The sequence below is a fragment of the Streptomyces sp. NPDC027185 genome, from assembly GCF_055567035.1.
Genome location: NZ_JBVHRF010000010.1, coordinates 198,507 through 213,724, shown reverse-complemented (window position 1 = coordinate 213,724; position 15,218 = coordinate 198,507). Strand labels below are relative to the sequence as shown.

At 75.0% G+C, this 15,218-nt stretch carries 9 protein-coding genes; 5 read left to right on the top strand and 4 right to left on the bottom strand.

Features of this window, described 5'->3' with window-relative positions; translation table 11 throughout:
* Positions 1–333: 333 nt before the first annotated feature.
* Positions 334–891 (bottom strand): MarR family winged helix-turn-helix transcriptional regulator, encoded by a 558-nt coding sequence (locus ACZ4M8_RS28290; RefSeq protein ID WP_399088902.1) that lies wholly within the window; start codon positions 889–891, stop codon positions 334–336.
* Between the two features lie 216 nt (positions 892–1,107).
* Here ACZ4M8_RS28290 and ACZ4M8_RS28285 point away from each other — a divergent pair, with 216 nt between their 5' ends.
* Positions 1,108–2,412: an MFS transporter gene (locus ACZ4M8_RS28285; protein WP_467612342.1), complete on the top strand. Its 1,305-nt coding sequence runs from the start codon at positions 1,108–1,110 to the stop codon at positions 2,410–2,412.
* Positions 2,413–2,527: 115 nt separating this feature from the next.
* Here the strand turns inward: ACZ4M8_RS28285 and ACZ4M8_RS28280 are convergent, their stop codons facing one another.
* A complete protein-coding gene (locus tag ACZ4M8_RS28280) occupies positions 2,528–4,300 on the bottom strand; it encodes an ATP-binding SpoIIE family protein phosphatase (protein ID WP_467612320.1) in 1,773 nt (590 codons plus the stop codon).
* A gap of 338 nt (positions 4,301–4,638) precedes the next feature.
* On the bottom strand, positions 4,639–5,964 hold the full coding sequence (locus ACZ4M8_RS28275) for an NAD(P)/FAD-dependent oxidoreductase (RefSeq protein WP_467612339.1): 1,326 nt from the start codon (positions 5,962–5,964) through the stop codon (positions 4,639–4,641).
* Between the two features lie 503 nt (positions 5,965–6,467).
* Between ACZ4M8_RS28275 and ACZ4M8_RS28270 the strand changes: the two genes are divergently transcribed.
* Both ACZ4M8_RS28270 and ACZ4M8_RS28265 read left to right on the top strand, forming a co-directional pair.
* On the top strand, positions 6,468–7,268 hold the full coding sequence (locus ACZ4M8_RS28270; RefSeq protein WP_467612317.1) for a TetR/AcrR family transcriptional regulator: 801 nt from the start codon (positions 6,468–6,470) through the stop codon (positions 7,266–7,268).
* Between the two features lie 230 nt (positions 7,269–7,498).
* A complete protein-coding gene (locus ACZ4M8_RS28265) occupies positions 7,499–9,412 on the top strand; it encodes a sigma-70 family RNA polymerase sigma factor (RefSeq protein ID WP_467612314.1) in 1,914 nt (637 codons plus the stop codon).
* Here the strand turns inward: ACZ4M8_RS28265 and ACZ4M8_RS28260 are convergent.
* A complete protein-coding gene (locus tag ACZ4M8_RS28260; RefSeq protein WP_467612311.1) occupies positions 9,399–11,525 on the bottom strand; it encodes an asparagine synthase-related protein in 2,127 nt (708 codons plus the stop codon). The two genes, ACZ4M8_RS28265 and ACZ4M8_RS28260, sit on opposite strands and share 14 nt — an antisense overlap.
* Positions 11,526–12,224: 699 nt before the next feature.
* Between ACZ4M8_RS28260 and ACZ4M8_RS28255 the strand changes: the two genes are divergently transcribed.
* Entirely contained in the window at positions 12,225–13,682 is a 1,458-nt protein-coding gene (locus tag ACZ4M8_RS28255; RefSeq protein ID WP_467612309.1) for an MFS transporter, read from the top strand.
* Positions 13,683–13,961: 279 nt separating this feature from the next.
* The gene (lhgO, locus tag ACZ4M8_RS28250; protein WP_467612306.1) at positions 13,962–15,176 is read left to right on the top strand and encodes an L-2-hydroxyglutarate oxidase; all 1,215 of its coding nucleotides are present in this window, start codon (positions 13,962–13,964) and stop codon (positions 15,174–15,176) included.
* Positions 15,177–15,218 lie beyond the last annotated feature (42 nt).

The window sequence follows — 15,218 nt, the reverse complement described above, 5'->3', positions numbered from 1 at the left end:
GGCCTTCGGCTTTCGCTTTCCGGCCTTTCCGACTCTAGCAGATCCGATTCTCACCGTTTCCGGCCCGAATTCGTTTCCGATTACCCGTCGGAGGGTTTGCTTCGGCTTGCGCACTTTCGTTTGCTGGCCTTGGCGGGTCACTACTTTAGCGGAATTCCTCGGTGACGCATAATCACGTCGCGGTGTGAATTTCGGGCATGCCGAAATTCGTCCCGGTGAGGAGTCGTGCGGTAGTGGTGTGCCGCGATGCGGCGGATGGCTGCCACAGAACCGTTCCGGCTACGTGGCAACTCGGAGAACACTACGTATCGGCCAGGGGTGTGTCAAACGCTGTCAGTCGAGGTCGGTGAGGCGGCCCTCGGCGTCGGGCTGGGTCTCCTCGACGCGGCGCAGGAGGCGGGTGAGGACCGCGCCGAGGACGCGTCGCTCCTCTCCGTCGAGGTCCTGGAGGAGGTCTTCCTCGAAGACGGAGGCCATGCGCATCGCCTCCAGCCACTTCTCGCGGCCCTCGTGGGTCAGCTCGACGATGACGCGGACCCGGTTGTTCTCGTCCCGCTCGCGGTTGACCAGCCCTTCGGCGGCCATGCGGTCGATGCGGTGGGTCATCGCGGCGGGGGTGAGGCCGAGGCGCTTGGCGAGTTCGCCGGGGCCGAGGCGGTACGGGGCGCCCGAGACGACGAGTGCCTTGAGGACCTCCCATTCGGCGTTGCTCATGCCGAGGGTGGCGGTCTGGCGTCCGTACGCGACGTTCATCCGCCGGTTGAGCCGCTGGAGTGCGGAGACGACCTGTTCCACCTGGGGGTCGAGGTCTTGGAACTCTCGCTGGTAGGCCGCGATCTGTTCCTCAAGGCTCGGCTCGGCGGTGCCGGCCGTATCTGAGGTCTCAGGCATGCGCCGCAGTATGGCATGGAACTCATTGGCGTTGAAGTCCTTCGCCATGTACTCTTTAGCTTCGAACTTTAGAGTTGAAGTCTTCAGGGTGTGACCGTCCGGTCCCCTGGAGAGGCGGGGGCGCTTTCGTGTGTCCACGCACCGGTCCGCCGGGCTTCCTCCGCCGTTCGTTCCGTACTTCCTGACCGTCTTCCGACCTGACCTAGGTAGGTGAGTGTGACCACCGCGATGGGCGCCGCGCTGCGCCGGATCCAGCTGGGGAACGCGTTGAGCGCGTTCGGCAACGGCTTCACGGTTCCGTATCTCTACGTCTATGTGGCGAAGGTGCGGGACCTGGGCGCGAGTACCGCGGGTGTGGTGCTGGCGATGCTCGCCGTGTCGGCGCTGGTCGTGCTGCCGCTGACCGGTCGGGCGATCGACCGGCGCGGACCCCTTCCGGTGGCCGTCGTCGGTACCGTCTCGGCGGCGGTCGGTGCGCTGGGCCTGGGGCTTTCCGTCAGTGAGGCGCAGGTCATCGCGTCGGCGGTGGCGCTGGGCGCCGGTATCGCGGTGATCCAGCCGGCGCTCGCCACGATGATCGTGTGGTGCTCGACGACGGTCACCCGCTCGCGGGCGTTCGCCACGCAGTTCTTCCTGAACAACCTCGGGCTCGGTATCGGCGGGCTCGTCGGCGGGCTGCTCGTCGACGAGACGAACGCGTCGAGCTTCGTGCGGCTCTTCGCCATCGAGGCGGCGATGTTCCTGGTGCTCGGCGCGGCGGTGGCGACCGTACGGCTGCCGCGGGCGCCGAAGGTCGAGGACGCGGTGCCGACCGGTGAGCGGCCGCAGGGCGCCTGGCGTGCGCTGCTGTCCGACCGGCGGATGGTGTGGCTGTGCGTGCTGGGCTTCGTGCTCTTCTTCGCCTGCTACGGGCAGTTCGAGTCGGGGCTCGCGGCGTACGCCACGGAGGTCACCCGGATCGCGCCGGCGACGCTGGGGATCGCGCTGGCGGCCAACACCGCGGCGATCGTGGTGGCGCAGTTCGTGGTGCTCAAGCTCGTCGAGCGGCGGCGCCGCAGCCGGGTGATGGCGGTGGTCGGGCTGATCTGGACGGTGGCGTGGATCGCCGCCGGGCTGTCCGGGCTGGTGCACGGTGCGCAGGTGGTGGCGACGACGCTGCTGATCTCGACGTACGCGCTGTTCGGCATCGGGGAGTCGCTGCTGTCGCCGACGGTGTCGCCGCTGGTGGCCGATCTGGCTCCGGCGTCGCTGATCGGGCAGTACAACTCGGCGTTCGCGCTGGTCAAGCAGTTGGCGCTGGCGGTCGGTCCGGCCGTGGGCGCGCTGATGGTGGGCCACGGGATGTCGGTGGCGTACATCGGGATGCTGGTGCTGTGCGCGCTGGGGATCACCGCGCTGTCGCTGCGGCTGGGGCGGATGCTGACCCCGGCGCAGGACAATCCGCACCGGGTGGCGGCCGCTCCGGCCCGTCCGGCGGCGGACGCGGCGGCCGAGGCGGAGACCGCGGTGGCGGTGGCCTGAACGGCATCGGCGGGCGGTGGCCCGTGCCCGTAGGGGGAGCCCGTACGGGGTGAGGGAGAAGGGGAACGGCCCGGTGTGTCACGCCGGGCCGTTCGTCGTGTCCGGGCCCTCCGGGTCAGGCGGACGGGAGGGCGAATTCGCACCAGACGGACTTACCGCCGTCCGGGGTGCGGCGGGCGCCCCAGTGGGAGGCGATGGTGGCGACGATGGAGATGCCGCGGCCCGCTTCGTCGGCGGGCTCGGCGGTGCGGCGGCGCGGGAGGTGGTCGTCGCCGTCGGTGACCTCCACGATCAAGCGGCGGTCGGTGCGGCGCAGGCGCAGCCGCATCGGCGGGGTGCCGTGCTGGAGGGAGTTGGCGACCAGTTCGCTGGCGGCGAGGACGCCGAGGTCGTGCAGCTCGGGGGCGAAGCGCCAGGAGGCGAGCACCCCGGAGGCGAAGGCGCGGGCGCGGGGCGCGGCCTCGGTGCCGCCGTGCAGTTCCAGGACGGCGTTGTGGAACAGCTCGGCGTCGTGGCCGGTGCGCTCGGGGTGCTGGACGACGAGGATCGCGACGTCGTCGTCGTGCGCGTCGGTGATGCCCATGGCGCGCAGCAGGCGGTCGCAGACGACGGACGGGGCGTCGTCCGCGCCGGCGAAGGCGTCGGCCAGCGCCTCGACGCCGTGGTCGATGTCCTTGTCGCGGCGCTCGACGAGGCCGTCGGTGTAGAGGACGGCGGCGGCGCCGGGGCCGAGCGGGACGGTGCCGGAGGTGTGCAGCCAGCCGCCGGTGCCCAGGGGCGGGCCGGTCGGTTCGGCGGCGCGGTGGACGGCGCCGTCGGCGTCGCGGACGAGGATCGGGAGGTGGCCGGCGGAGGCGTAGACCAGGCGGCCCTCGTTCGGGTCGTGGACGGCGTAGACGCAGGTGGCGATCTGGCTGGCGTCGATCTCGGCGGCGAGCCCGTCGAGGAGCTGGAGGACCTCGTGGGGCGGCAGGTCGAGGCGGGCGTAGGCGCGGACGGCGGTGCGCAGCTGGCCCATGACGGCGGCGGCGCGCACCCCGCGGCCCATGACGTCGCCGATGACGAGGGCGGTGCGGCCGCCGCCGAGGGTGATGACGTCGTACCAGTCGCCGCCGACCGCGGCGTCGGTGCCGCCGGGGCGGTACGTGGCGGCGACCCGGAGGTCGTCGGGCTGCTCCAGCTCCTGCGGGAGGAGGGAGCGCTGGAGGGTGACGGCGGCGGCGCGCTGGCGGGCTTCGCTGGCGCGGAGCCGTTCGGCGGATTCGATCTGGTCGGTGACCTCGGCGCCGAAGACGAGGACGCCCTTGTGCGGGGCGACGCAGGCGACCTCCGGGTCGGGGGCCGGGCCGCTGGCGGCGACCTCGATGGGGGTGCAGGTGAAGGTGTAGTAGCCGTCGCGGGCGCGGCCGGCGCCGGCGCGGACCCGGCGGGATTTGACCATGCGGGTGCGGCCGCTGCGCAGGACCTGGTCCATCAGGGGCAGCAGGCCGAGTTCGTCCAGCTCGGGCAGGGCCTCGCGGGCGGTGTGGCCGGCCGGGCGGGGGCCGAAGACGGTGGCGTAGGCGGCGTTGACGTACGCGAGGCGGTGCTCGGGGCCGTAGACGACGGCGACCAGGGCGGGGATGGTGCCGAGGATGTCGTGGGCGGAGAGGGCGTCGACGGTGGGCGGCGGGGTGGCGGCGCTCACCTCCGTGGCCTCCTCGGGGGCGTCGGGCGGGACGTCGCCGTCGGGTGCCGCGGGGCCGCACGTCTCGGCGCGGGCGGCCGGGACGGCGCTGCCGGAGCCGTCGGCGGCGGGTGCCGGGCGGCCGTTCGGCGGGGCGGCGGCGCGGCCGGGGCGGGCGGTGCGCCGCTGGGGGAGCTTGGCGCTCCAGCGCGTGAAGATCACGGAGGGGTACCTCTTACTTCGCTTCGTCGCGCGGGCTGTGGCTCCAGGGGCCGGGGCCTTCGGCGCGGGGGAAGCGCCCGCCGGGGAACCGGCGGGCGGTCGGCCGGGGCCCTGAGTGGCGCCCTCTGACGTGCTGCAGCAAACGTCCGTATTCCTCGTGATTATTACTCTTCGCAGAGACGGGCCCACCCATGGTCACACGACCAGTGTGGCCGACCCGGGCGGTATCCGTCAGACGTCCGGGCGCCGCGATGGAGTTCCGGGCTCCGTTTCGCCCGGCCGGGCCTGGTGCGGCCGGGGCCGCTCGGGTGGGGCGCGGCGCGCCTCGGCAGCGGGGGTCAGCTGGTCTCGTTGTGGCGGCCCGTTCCGGCGGCCAGCTCGAATTCGGCGCGCGGGTTCTCCAGCGAGCCGAGCGAGACGATCTCCCGTTTGAACAGGCCGGCGAGGGTCCACTCGGCGAGCACCCGGGCCTTGCGGTTGAAGGTGGGGATGCGGCTGAGGTGGTAGGCGCGGTGCATGAACCACGCCGGGTAGCCCTTGAGCTTGCGGCCGTAGACGTGGGCGACGCCCTTGTGGAGGCCGAGGGAGGCGACGGAGCCGGCGTACTTGTGGCGGTATTCCAGGAGGGGGCCGCCGCGGACGGCGGCGGCGACGTTCTCGGCGAGGGTGCGGGCCTGGCGGACGGCGTGCTGGGCGTTGGGGGCGCAGAGGGCGGGCGGGTCGTCCGGCGAGGCGGGTTCGGGGGCCGTCAGGTCGGGGACCGCGGCGGCGTCGCCGGCGGACCAGGCGTGGTCGGCGCCGTCCACCTGGAGGGCGGCGGTGCACTTGAGGCGGCCGCGGCCGTTGAGGGGGAGGCCGGTGGCGGCGAGGATCGGGTGCGGTTTGACGCCGGCGGTCCACACCAGGGTGCGGGTGGGGAAGCGGGAGCCGTCGCTGAGGACGGCGATCCGGTCCTCGCAGGAGTCGAGGCGGGTGTCGAGGCGGACGTCGATGTTGCGGGAGCGCAGCTCGCGGACGGCGTAGCGGCCCATCTCGGGGCCCACTTCGGGAAGGATCTTTCCGGTCGCTTCGACGAGGATCCACTTCAGGTCGGTGGGCTCGATGTTGTGGTAGTAGCGGACGGCGTAGCGGGCCATGTCCTCCAGTTCGGCCAGCGCCTCCACGCCCGCGTAGCCGCCGCCGACGAAGACGAAGGTCAGCGCGGCGTCGCGGACCGCCGGGTCGCGGGTGGAGGAGGCGATGTCGAGCTGTTCGAGGACGTGGTTGCGCAGGCCGATGGCCTCCTCGACGGTTTTGAAGCCGATGCCGAAGTCGGCGAGTCCGGGGACGGGGAGGGTGCGGGAGACGGAGCCGGGCGCGAGGACCAGTTCGTCGTAGGAGAGTTCGGTGTCGGCGGTGCCCGCCTCCTCCGCGGCGAGGGTTTCGACGGTGGCGGTGCGCGCCTCGTGGTCGAGGGCGGTGACCTCGCCGATGACGACCCGGCACCGCGGCAGCACCTGGCGCAGCGGTACGACGACGTGGCGCGGGGAGATGGATCCGGCCGCCGCTTCGGGGAGGAACGGCTGGTACGTCATGTACGGCTCGGGGTCGACCACGGTGATCTCGGCGGTGCCCTGCCGCAGCTCCTGCTGGAGTTTCCGCTGGAGCCGCAGGGCGGTGTACATGCCCACGTAACCGCCGCCGACGATCAGGATGCGCGCCACTTCGTTCGAAGACACAGCCTTCACAGAGCTTCTCCTCGCGGTGGACCGGTCCCGGATGGCTCCCGGGTCCGGCCGGCCGGCGGCACAGCAGTCCCAGGAGGCACTGTGCCCCCGGGAAGGCACAGCACCGTTCCATGACGCACCCCCGGCCGCGCTTTGTCCACAGGCTCGACGAAATGCGCAGGCGGTCGTACGGGTCCGGACGGAGGGTCGGCTTCCGCGAAATGCGGAGGAGGTACGCAGGTCAGACGGGCGGTCGCGGGGCGGTGGATGAAGGGCGCGGAGAAGTCGTCCCCGCGGTAGGCCGATCGGGGGTGCCATGTGCCCGGAACTGACCCTTCATTCTTGACCGGGGCTCAACTATGTTCGGTGCTTCAGGGGGGCGGGCCCGCTCGATCGGCGCGCCCCTGAGCCGTCAGGGCGGGGAGTCTCCGGGGGGAGACGTCATGACCGGGGGATCACACATGCATGTTCAGGGCACACATTGGTCGGGCGCCGTCACGGCGCCCGGTAACGGCGCTCGTGCCACGGCGCACGACACCGACGGCCGCGGCGGAGCCGCCGCGCGGCCCACGGGGGGTGCCCGCAGCGCACCGCTGCGGGTGGACGCACAGCGCAATCTGGAACACGTACTGCGTGCCGCGCGCGAGGTCTTCGGCGAGCTGGGGTACGGCGCGCCCATGGAGGACGTCGCACGGCGGGCGCGGGTCGGCGTCGGGACGGTCTACCGCCGCTTCCCGAGCAAGGACGTGCTGGTGCGGCGGATAGCCGAGGAGGAGACGTCCCGGCTGACCGAGCAGGCGCGCACCGCGCTGGGCCAGGAGGAGGACCCCTGGTCGGCGCTCTCCCGCTTCCTGCGGACCTCGGTCGCCTCGGGCGCCGGCCGGCTGCTGCCGCCGAACGTGCTGCGCGTCGGCGCCGGTGCGGAGGCGGTCGCCGAGGGCGCGGACGGGCTGCCCGGTACGGGCGCCCGGGTGCCGCAGCAGCGTCCGGCGCCGGTGGGCGGGGAGCCCGCCGAGAGCGCCGTGTTCGCTGCGGAGGCGGAGCGGTCCGGGGGTGTGCCCGCGCTGCTGGACGTGGTGGGGCGGCTCGTGGAGCGCGCCCGGTCGGCGGGGGCGCTGCGGCCGGACGTCACGGTCGGCGATGTCCTGCTGGTGATCGCCACCAGCGCGCCGGCCCTGCCCGACCCGGGGCATCAGCAGGCGGCTTCCGCCCGGCTGCTGGACATTCTGCTGGAGGGGCTGCGGTCGCGGCCGCAGAGCTGAGCGCGGCTCCGGCCGGGGCGGCGTGTTCCGGCCGGGTCCGAAGGGTCCGCCGGGCCGGGTGCCCGGCTCCGACGCGCGCACATTGTGCCTCGTGACGGCGGTCGGAGGGGCCCTCTCCGGGCAGCGCGCCCCGGATGAGTGGTTAAGAGGAAGGACTCCTCGACCCGGGCGTGTCGTGTGGCACGCTTGCGCGGTGTTCCGGTGTGACGGCGTGTTCGGGGGCCTTGGCGATGACTCTTGACGGGCGGGACGAACGACGCGGTGGGGACCACACCACCACGGATCCGGGCGAACGGACCGGAGTGCCGGAACAGCCGCGTCCGTCGCCCCCCGCTTCCCCGGCCGCCGAGCCGGCCGCACGTCACGACCGCGCCGAGGCGCCGCCGCTCGCCGGTGTGCCGCCGCAGCGCGAGCCCGCCGAGGCGCCACCGGAACCGCCCGCGGCCGCGGAGGGCGCCGAGGCCGCCCCGCCGTCCGACGCCGCGCTGATCACCGCCATGCGGAGCGGTGACGACGGTGCGTACGAGGAGCTGTACCGCCGGCACGCCGACGCCGTACGCCGCTACGCGCGCACCTGCTGCCGGGACGCGCACACCGCCGAGGATCTGACCGGTGAGGTGTTCGCGCGCACGCTCCAGGCGGTGCGGGGCGGGGCGGGGCCGGACACCGCGGTGCGGGCGTATCTGCTGACGACGGTCCGGCGGGTGGCGGCGGCCTGGGCGAAGACCGCGAAGCGGGAGCAACTGGTCGAGGACTTCGCGGTGTTCGCGGTCTCCGCGGCCGGGACGTCGATGGACGCCGGGGGCGGTCCGGGCAGCGGGGTCGATCTCGGCGCCGACGTACGGGCGATGCAGGAGGCCGAGCGGACGCTGGCGATGCGGGCGTTCCGGAGCCTGCCGGAGCGCTATCAGACGGTGTTGTGGCACACCACCGTCGAGGAGGAGACGCCCAGTCAGGTCGCGCCGCTGCTCGGGCTGACCGCCAACGCCACGGCGGTGCTGGCGCATCGTGCCCGGGAGGGGCTGAAGCAGGCGTATCTCCAGGCCCATGTCAGCCGGTCGCTGACGGCCGGGGGCGACTGCGCGCGCTACGCCGACCGGCTCGGCGCGTACGCCCGCGGCGGGCTGCGGATGCGGGCCGAGCGGGGGCTGCGCAAGCATCTCGACGAGTGTGCGCGGTGCAGGACGGCGGCGCGGGAGGTCGCGGACGTCAACCAGCGGATCGGGGCGGTGCTGCCGGTCGCCGTCATCGGCTGGTTCGCCGCCTCGTACGCGGTCAAGGCCGCGGCGGCGGTCGCCGGGACGGCCGGGGTCGGGGCGGCGGCCGGGGCGGGTGCCGCGGCCGCGGCGGGCGGTTCCTCGTCCTCCGGTGCGGCGGGCGGCGCCGCGGCCGGGGAGGCACTGGGCCTGCCGGCCAAGGTGGCGATCGGCGCCGGGGTGGTGGTCGTGGCCGGGGCGGCGCTGGCGATGGCGATGACCGGGGCGCAGGAGCCGCCGAAGCCGGAGGCGAAGCGGGAGCCGACGCCCGCCGTGGCGCCGCGGACTCCGGCGCCGCCCGCCCCGGAGCCGGAGCCCACTCCGCCCGCGGCGCGCCCGGCACCGCCCGCGCCGAGGCCCACACCGACACCGCGCCCCACCCCGCCGAGGCCCGCACCGAGGCCGACGCCCACGCCGACCCCCACGCCGACGCCCACCCCGACCCCGGCGCCGGAGACGCCGTACCTGCTCAGTTCGCTGGGGATGGATCTCGGCGGGGACGGTACGAAGCCGGAGGTCCGCGCCGCGGAGAGCAGCTGGATATGGCAGCGGGACGAGCCGGAGATCGACGGCCGCTCGTACCCGCACGGCGTGACGGTCCACGGCACGTCCACCGTCGTCATCGATCTGAACCGCGCCTGCACGTCGTACGACGCCCGCGCCGGGGTGGACGATCTCAGCCTGGGTCTGGGGGCGGTGCGGTTCTCGGTGGCCGGGGACGGCGAGGTGCTGTGGCGCTCCGGCGTGGTGCGCGGCGGGCGGCCCGCGGTGCCGGTGCACGTCCCGCTGACGGGGGTCAAGACGCTGCGGCTGACCGTGGCGCCGTGGACCCCGGTGGACACGCTGGCGTTCGCGGACTGGGCGGACTCCCGGATCAACTGCCGCTGAGCCGGGGGGCGTTGACGGCCCGTTCCGCTCCGTTCAGGGGCGGGACCCCGGTGGCGACCGCGCGGCGGCGCGGGGTCGCGGCGGCGTCGGTCCAGCAGCTGCCGCGCCGCAGGACCAGGCGGCGCAGCCACAGTTCGGTGGAGACCAGTTCGGCCAGGCCGTCCAGGGGCAGCGCGGCGCCCTCGGCGGCGGCGCACAGCGCCTTGCGGACGACCCGCGCCTCCACCAGCCCGGCGTCGGCGAGCAGCGGCGCGTCGAAGAGCTGCACCAGACCGTCGACGGCGGCGCGCAGTCCGGTGCGCAGGGCGGCGGTGTGCGGCAGGTGCGCGGGGGCGCCCCAGCCCGGCGGCAGGTCCCGTACGCCCGCCTGGGCGAGGACGGAGCGGAGGACGGCGGCGCGGGCGCCGGGCTGGACGCGGAGAGTGTCGGGCAGTGCCCGGCAGGCGAGGACCACCTGGTTGTCGAGGAAGGGTGCGTGCAGGCGCTGGCTGCGGACCTCCGCGGCCTGTTCGAAGACGCGGTGGTCGGCGGCGTGGCGGGCCAGCGCGGCGCGCGCCCGGCGCTCGCCCGGCCGTCCCGCGCCGGGGGCGCGCGTCGCCGCGGCGCCCAGCCGCAGCGCCACCTCGGCCAGCGCCTCCCCGGTGAGCCAGCGGGCGGCGGGCCCGGGGCGGCACCAGAACAGCGCGGCGAGGGAGGCATCGACGGCGCCGCCCGCGGCCGGATCCCCGACGCCGCCGGCACCCCGCTCCACCAGGCGCCGCGCCGTTTCGGCGACCCCGGTCCCGTAGGGCGTACGGGCGAGTCTGCGGGCGGCGCGGTAGACGGTGAAGGGCACCAGGACGGAGTGTGCGGAGGGGCCGTCCGCCCTGGCCAGGGCGGTGACCGGGCGCAGGAGGTGGCGTCGGCGGCGGTCGAGGAGGAGGTCGGCGAGGCGGGCCGGGTGGGCGTCGAGGACCTGGCGGGCGCCGTGGCCGGTGAGGTGGTCGGCGCCGCCGGCGAGCAGGCGGCTGCGGTGGCGGAACGCGGTGACGAGGGAGGGGCCCGGCTCGTCGGTGAGCGGGAGGGTGCCGAGTCCGGCGAACGGCAGGGCCTCCTCGCCGCCGGTGACGACGCGGTGGTGCAGGCGCGGATTGTCGGCCAGGGCGCGGGCGCGCTCCAGTTCGGCGTCGCGGTGGGTGCGGCCCCCTTGGGTGGTGTGGTCGGTGAAAGTGACGGCGAGGAGGCGTTCGCCGTGGCCGGTGAGCGCCCCGGGGGCGCCGGGCAGTCCGGCGGCCAGCAGGGCGAGGGTGCCGGAGGCGCTGCCGCCGGAGAGGTCGGCGCCGATGCCGGGGGCGGGGGCGCCGCGGGCCGCGCGGCGTTCGGCGGGGCCCATGCCGGGGACGGGGCCCGGGTCCAGGCCGTCGGGCCCGTCCGGGTCGGGGGCGTGCCGGGGGCCGGACAGGCGGGCCCGGACCGCTTCGACCAGGGCCTCGCGGACACCGTCGATCGCCTGGTCGGGGGCGAGTTGGGGGGCGGCGACGGCGAGGGAGGCGGCCGGTTCGTACGAGGTGACCTCGTGGGCGCCGCCGCGCAGGACCAGGGCGTGGCCGGGCGGGACGCGGCGCACCCCTTCGTAGGGCGTGCCGGAGCCGAGCGCCTCGGGGGAGTCGGGGCAGGCGAGGAGAGCGCCGAGGTGGCCGACGTCGAGTCCGGCCTCGGTGAGGTCGGCGAGCGGCAGGGCGGCGGTGGCGAAGGCGGTGCCGCCCTCCCAGGGGGTGTGGAAGACGGGGCGGGCCCCGGCGAGGTCGCCGGTGACGGTGAGGCGGCGGCCCATGCGGACGACGGCGGTGTAGCTGCCGGGCCAGGCCGTCAGGTGGCGCAGCGCGCCGCCGCGGGCGGCGAAGAGGCCGACGCGGAGCTGGTCGTCGGTGGCGCCGCAGACGCCGAAGACGGCGAGCGCGGTCTCCGGGTCGGCGCGGACGGTGCGTACCTCGTCGGGCCGCCAGTCGCCGACCGCCCACAGCGGATCCGGGCCGTCCCACAGGAGTTGGGCGCCCACGGGCAGGACCGTGCGGCTCCCTCCGGTGGCGGCCGGTCCCGCGGTGGCACTGCTCCACCCCACCAACCAGCGCATACCGCCTCCCCGCTCCCCGTGCCGCGGGGGCGCGCCACCGCCCCGTACCGCGGATTTCAGCCGTTGTGCGGTCCATGCTGCCATGGCGGGGGCGTGCGGGAGCCTAACGGAGCGGCGGGGCGGCGCCCGGTGGTGGGGAGTTGACGCCGCCGGACGGGGCCGCGCCGCGTGCCACGCGGTGGAGCGCGGGCGGGAGCGCGCGGGGGCCGTCGGGGGCGCTCCGCGGGGCGCACCGCGGCGCGGCGGAGGTCCGCGGCGCGTTTTTGCCGTCCGATGCTATTCGGCCAAAGTCTGCTGAACCATGTTCAGTCGGCGGTGTGCGGCGACGCCTCGTACGGACCGGCGGCGCGGGTGCCGCGCCCGGCTCGTGCGACGGCCCGGGAGACGGGCTGCGCCTCCCGGGCCGGACCGCCGCCCGCGGGGAATGGAGCGGCGGTATCCCCCAGCCCACCGGATCCGGTACAGCGGGCCGAACCACGCGGCACCCATGGAAGCGGCGGCCCTCCCGAGGAGGCAGCGCGCACGTGCGGGCGCACGGCAACACGTACCCGGAGCACATGCCAACTCCCGCTCCCCCGGCCGAAGATGAATCTCGCCATCCGGGACACCGGCCCTTAACGGTCGGGATCCGGCGAACTACTCTGGGTGGACGCACGCCCCGGGGCACCGGGGCTGCCGTCGCAGTGTCGAGGGGTGCGCATGTCCAGGGATATACGCGGGCCGAACGAGAAGCTCGGCACCGTTCTCGCCCTCGCGGGTATCAGCAACGCCGGTCTGGCGCGCCGGGTGAACGACCTCGGCGCACAGCGTGGGCTGACGCTTCGTTACGACAAGACGTCCGTCGCCCGCTGGGTCTCCAAGGGGATGGTGCCGCAGGGCGCCGCGCCCCATCTGATCGCCTCCGCGATCGGCAGCAAGCTCGGCCGGCCGGTCCCGCTGCACGAGATCGGGCTGGGGGACGCCGATCCGGCGCCCGAGGTCGGGCTGACTTTTCCCCGCGATGTGGGCGCGGCGGTGCGTTCCGCCACCGATCTCTACCGGCTGGATCTGGCCGGACGGCGGGCCGGCGGCGGGGGCATCTGGCAGAGCCTGGCCGGATCCTTCGCCGTCAGCGCGTACGCCACCCCCGCCTCCCGGTGGCTGATATCCCCGGCCGACAGCTCGGTGGCGCGCAACGCGGCCGAAGCGGCCGAGGCGGGCGGGAAGGACGCCACCTCGCCCACGGACGCGGCGACGCCGCAGCATGTCGGCCACAGCGATGTCAGCAAGCTCCGCGAGGCGGCGGAGGACGCGCGCCGCTGGGACTCCAAGTACGGCGGCGGCGACTGGCGTTCGTCCATGGTGCCGGAGTGTCTGCGGGTGGACGCGGCACCGCTGCTGCTGGCCTCGTACAGCGACGAGGTGGGGCGCGCGCTCTTCGGCGCGACCTCCGAACTCACCCGCCTCGCCGGGTGGATGGCCTTCGACACCGGGCAGCAGGAGGCCGCCCAGCGCTACTACATCCAGGCGCTGCGGCTGGCCCGCGCCGCGGCCGACGTCCCCCTGGGCGGCTACGTCCTCGCCTCGATGTCCCTCCAGGCGACGTACCGCGGTTTCGCCGACGAGGGCGTCGATCTCGCCCAGGCGGCGCTGGAGCGCAACCGCGGCCTGGCCACCGCCCGCACCATGAGCTTCTTCCGTCTCGTCGAGGCGCGTGCCCAGGCGAAGGCCGGGGAGGCCCGCGCCTGCGAGGTGGCGCTGAAGGCCGCCGAGGGCTGGCTGGAGCGCTCCCGCGGCGGCGACGCCGACCCGTCCTGGCTGGACTTCTACTCCTACGAGCGGTTCGCCGCCGACGCCGCCGAGTGCTACCGCGACCTGCGGCTGCCCCGCCAGGTCCGCCGCTTCACCGAACAGGCCCTCTCCCGGCCCACCGAGGAGTTCGTCCGCTCGCACGGTCTGCGCCTGGTGGTCTCCGCCGTCGCCGAGCTGGAGTCCGGCAACCTCGACGCCGCCTGCGCCGCGGGCACCCGCGCCGTCGAGGTCGCCGGCCGCATCTCCTCGGCCCGCACCACCGAGTACGTCCGCGATCTGCTCCACCGCCTGGAGCCGTACGGGGACGAGCCGCGCGTGGTGGAGCTGCGGGAACGGGCCCGGCCGCTGCTGGCGGCGCCGGCGTAGGCACGGCGGGGCGGGGACGTACGGGCCCGTGGGGGGGAGCGGGTGGCTCGCTCCCTGGCCGGGCCGGACGGCCCGGCGGCCGGTTCCCGCCGGTTCCGCCGGGATCGCCCGCTTCCGCCGCTGTTCCGGCCGCTCGGTACGGGTTCCCGCCCAGGTCACCTGGCGTTGTCAGTACCTCGCGTCATGATGGGGTAGGTCGTCGGGCGACGGCGAGCGGGCCGCGGTCAGGGGTGGTCCGCGTCGGGGGCGGTTCCCGCGTTCTCGCGGTTGGGAGGGGCAGTGGCGGCGTACGACTGCGATGTGCTGGTGATCGGTGCGGGCATCGTCGGACTCTCGACGGCCCATGCGCTCACCCGCGCCGAGCCGGGGCTGCGGGTGACGGTCCTGGAGAAGGAGTCCGGCCCGGCCCGGCACCAGACCGGCCGCAACAGCGGCGTGATCCACAGCGGCATCTACTACCCGCCCGGCTCCCTCAAGGCCCGCTACGCCCTGAAGGGTTCGGCCGAGATGGTCGAGTTCTGCGCCGAACACGGCATTCCGCACAAGGTCACCGGCAAACTGATCGTCGCCACCGGCCGCGATGAACTGCCCCGGCTGCACGCCCTGATCCAGCGTGGCCGCGAGCACGGTCTGCCCGTCCGCGAGCTGGGCCCCGCCCAGATCAGCGCGTACGAGCCGGAGGTGCGCGGCCTCGCCGCCATCCACGTCGGCACCACCGGCGTCTGCGACTTCCGGGCCGTCGCCCGCACCTACGGCCGTCTCGCCCAGGAGGCCGGGGCCACGCTCGTGTACGGCGCGGAGGTGGCCCGTATCGGGCGCCGTCCGGGCCGGGTCGCCGTCGCCACGGCGGACGGCACGGTCCACCGCGCTCGCGCCCTGGTCAACTGCGCCGGGCTGCACAGCGACCGCGTCGCACGGCTGGCCGGGGACGACCCGGGCATGCGGATCGTGCCGTTCCGTGGTGAGTACCACCTCCTCGCCCCGGAGCGCGCCGGGCTGGTGCGCGGCCTGGTCTACCCCGTGCCCGATCCGGCGTTCCCGTTCCTCGGCGTGCATCTGACCCGCGGGATCGACGGCGCCGTCCACATCGGGCCGAACGCCGTTCCCGCCCTGGCCCGCGAGGGCTACGACTGGCGCACCCTGCGCCCCGCCGAGCTGGCCGGCACCCTCGCCTACCGCGGCTCGTGGCACATAGCCCGGCGCCACTGGCGGTACGGCGCGGGCGAGCTGCACCGCTCGCTCTCCCGCCGCGCCTTCACCGCCGCCGTGCGCCGCCTGCTGCCCGCCGTCACCGAGGACGATCTGCGCCCCGCCCCTGCCGGGGTCCGCGCCCAGGCGGTCCTCCCGGACGGCACCCTCGTCGACGACTTCCACTTCGCCGAGTCCCCCGGCGTCGTCCACGTCCTCAACGCCCCGTCCCCGGCGGCGACCGCGTCCCTGCCGATCGGCCGGGAGATCGCGGAGCGGGTGCGGGCCGTGCTGGGCCGGCGCTGAACGCGGACGTGGGCGGTGCGGGCGCCGGGCCCGCACCGCCCA

Coding starts and splice junctions, on each gene's coding strand:
- ACZ4M8_RS28260 (WP_467612311.1), bottom strand. CDS start 11,525: ATGCGCTGGTTGGTGGGGTGGAGCAGTGCCACCGCGGGACCGGCCGCC.
- ACZ4M8_RS28265 (WP_467612314.1), top strand. CDS start 7,499: ATGACTCTTGACGGGCGGGACGAACGACGCGGTGGGGACCACACCACC.
- ACZ4M8_RS28270 (WP_467612317.1), top strand. CDS start 6,468: ATGCATGTTCAGGGCACACATTGGTCGGGCGCCGTCACGGCGCCCGGT.
- ACZ4M8_RS28275 (WP_467612339.1), bottom strand. CDS start 5,964: ATGTACACCGCCCTGCGGCTCCAGCGGAAACTCCAGCAGGAGCTGCGG.
- ACZ4M8_RS28255 (WP_467612309.1), top strand. CDS start 12,225: ATGTCCAGGGATATACGCGGGCCGAACGAGAAGCTCGGCACCGTTCTC.
- ACZ4M8_RS28290 (WP_399088902.1), bottom strand. CDS start 891: ATGCCTGAGACCTCAGATACGGCCGGCACCGCCGAGCCGAGCCTTGAG.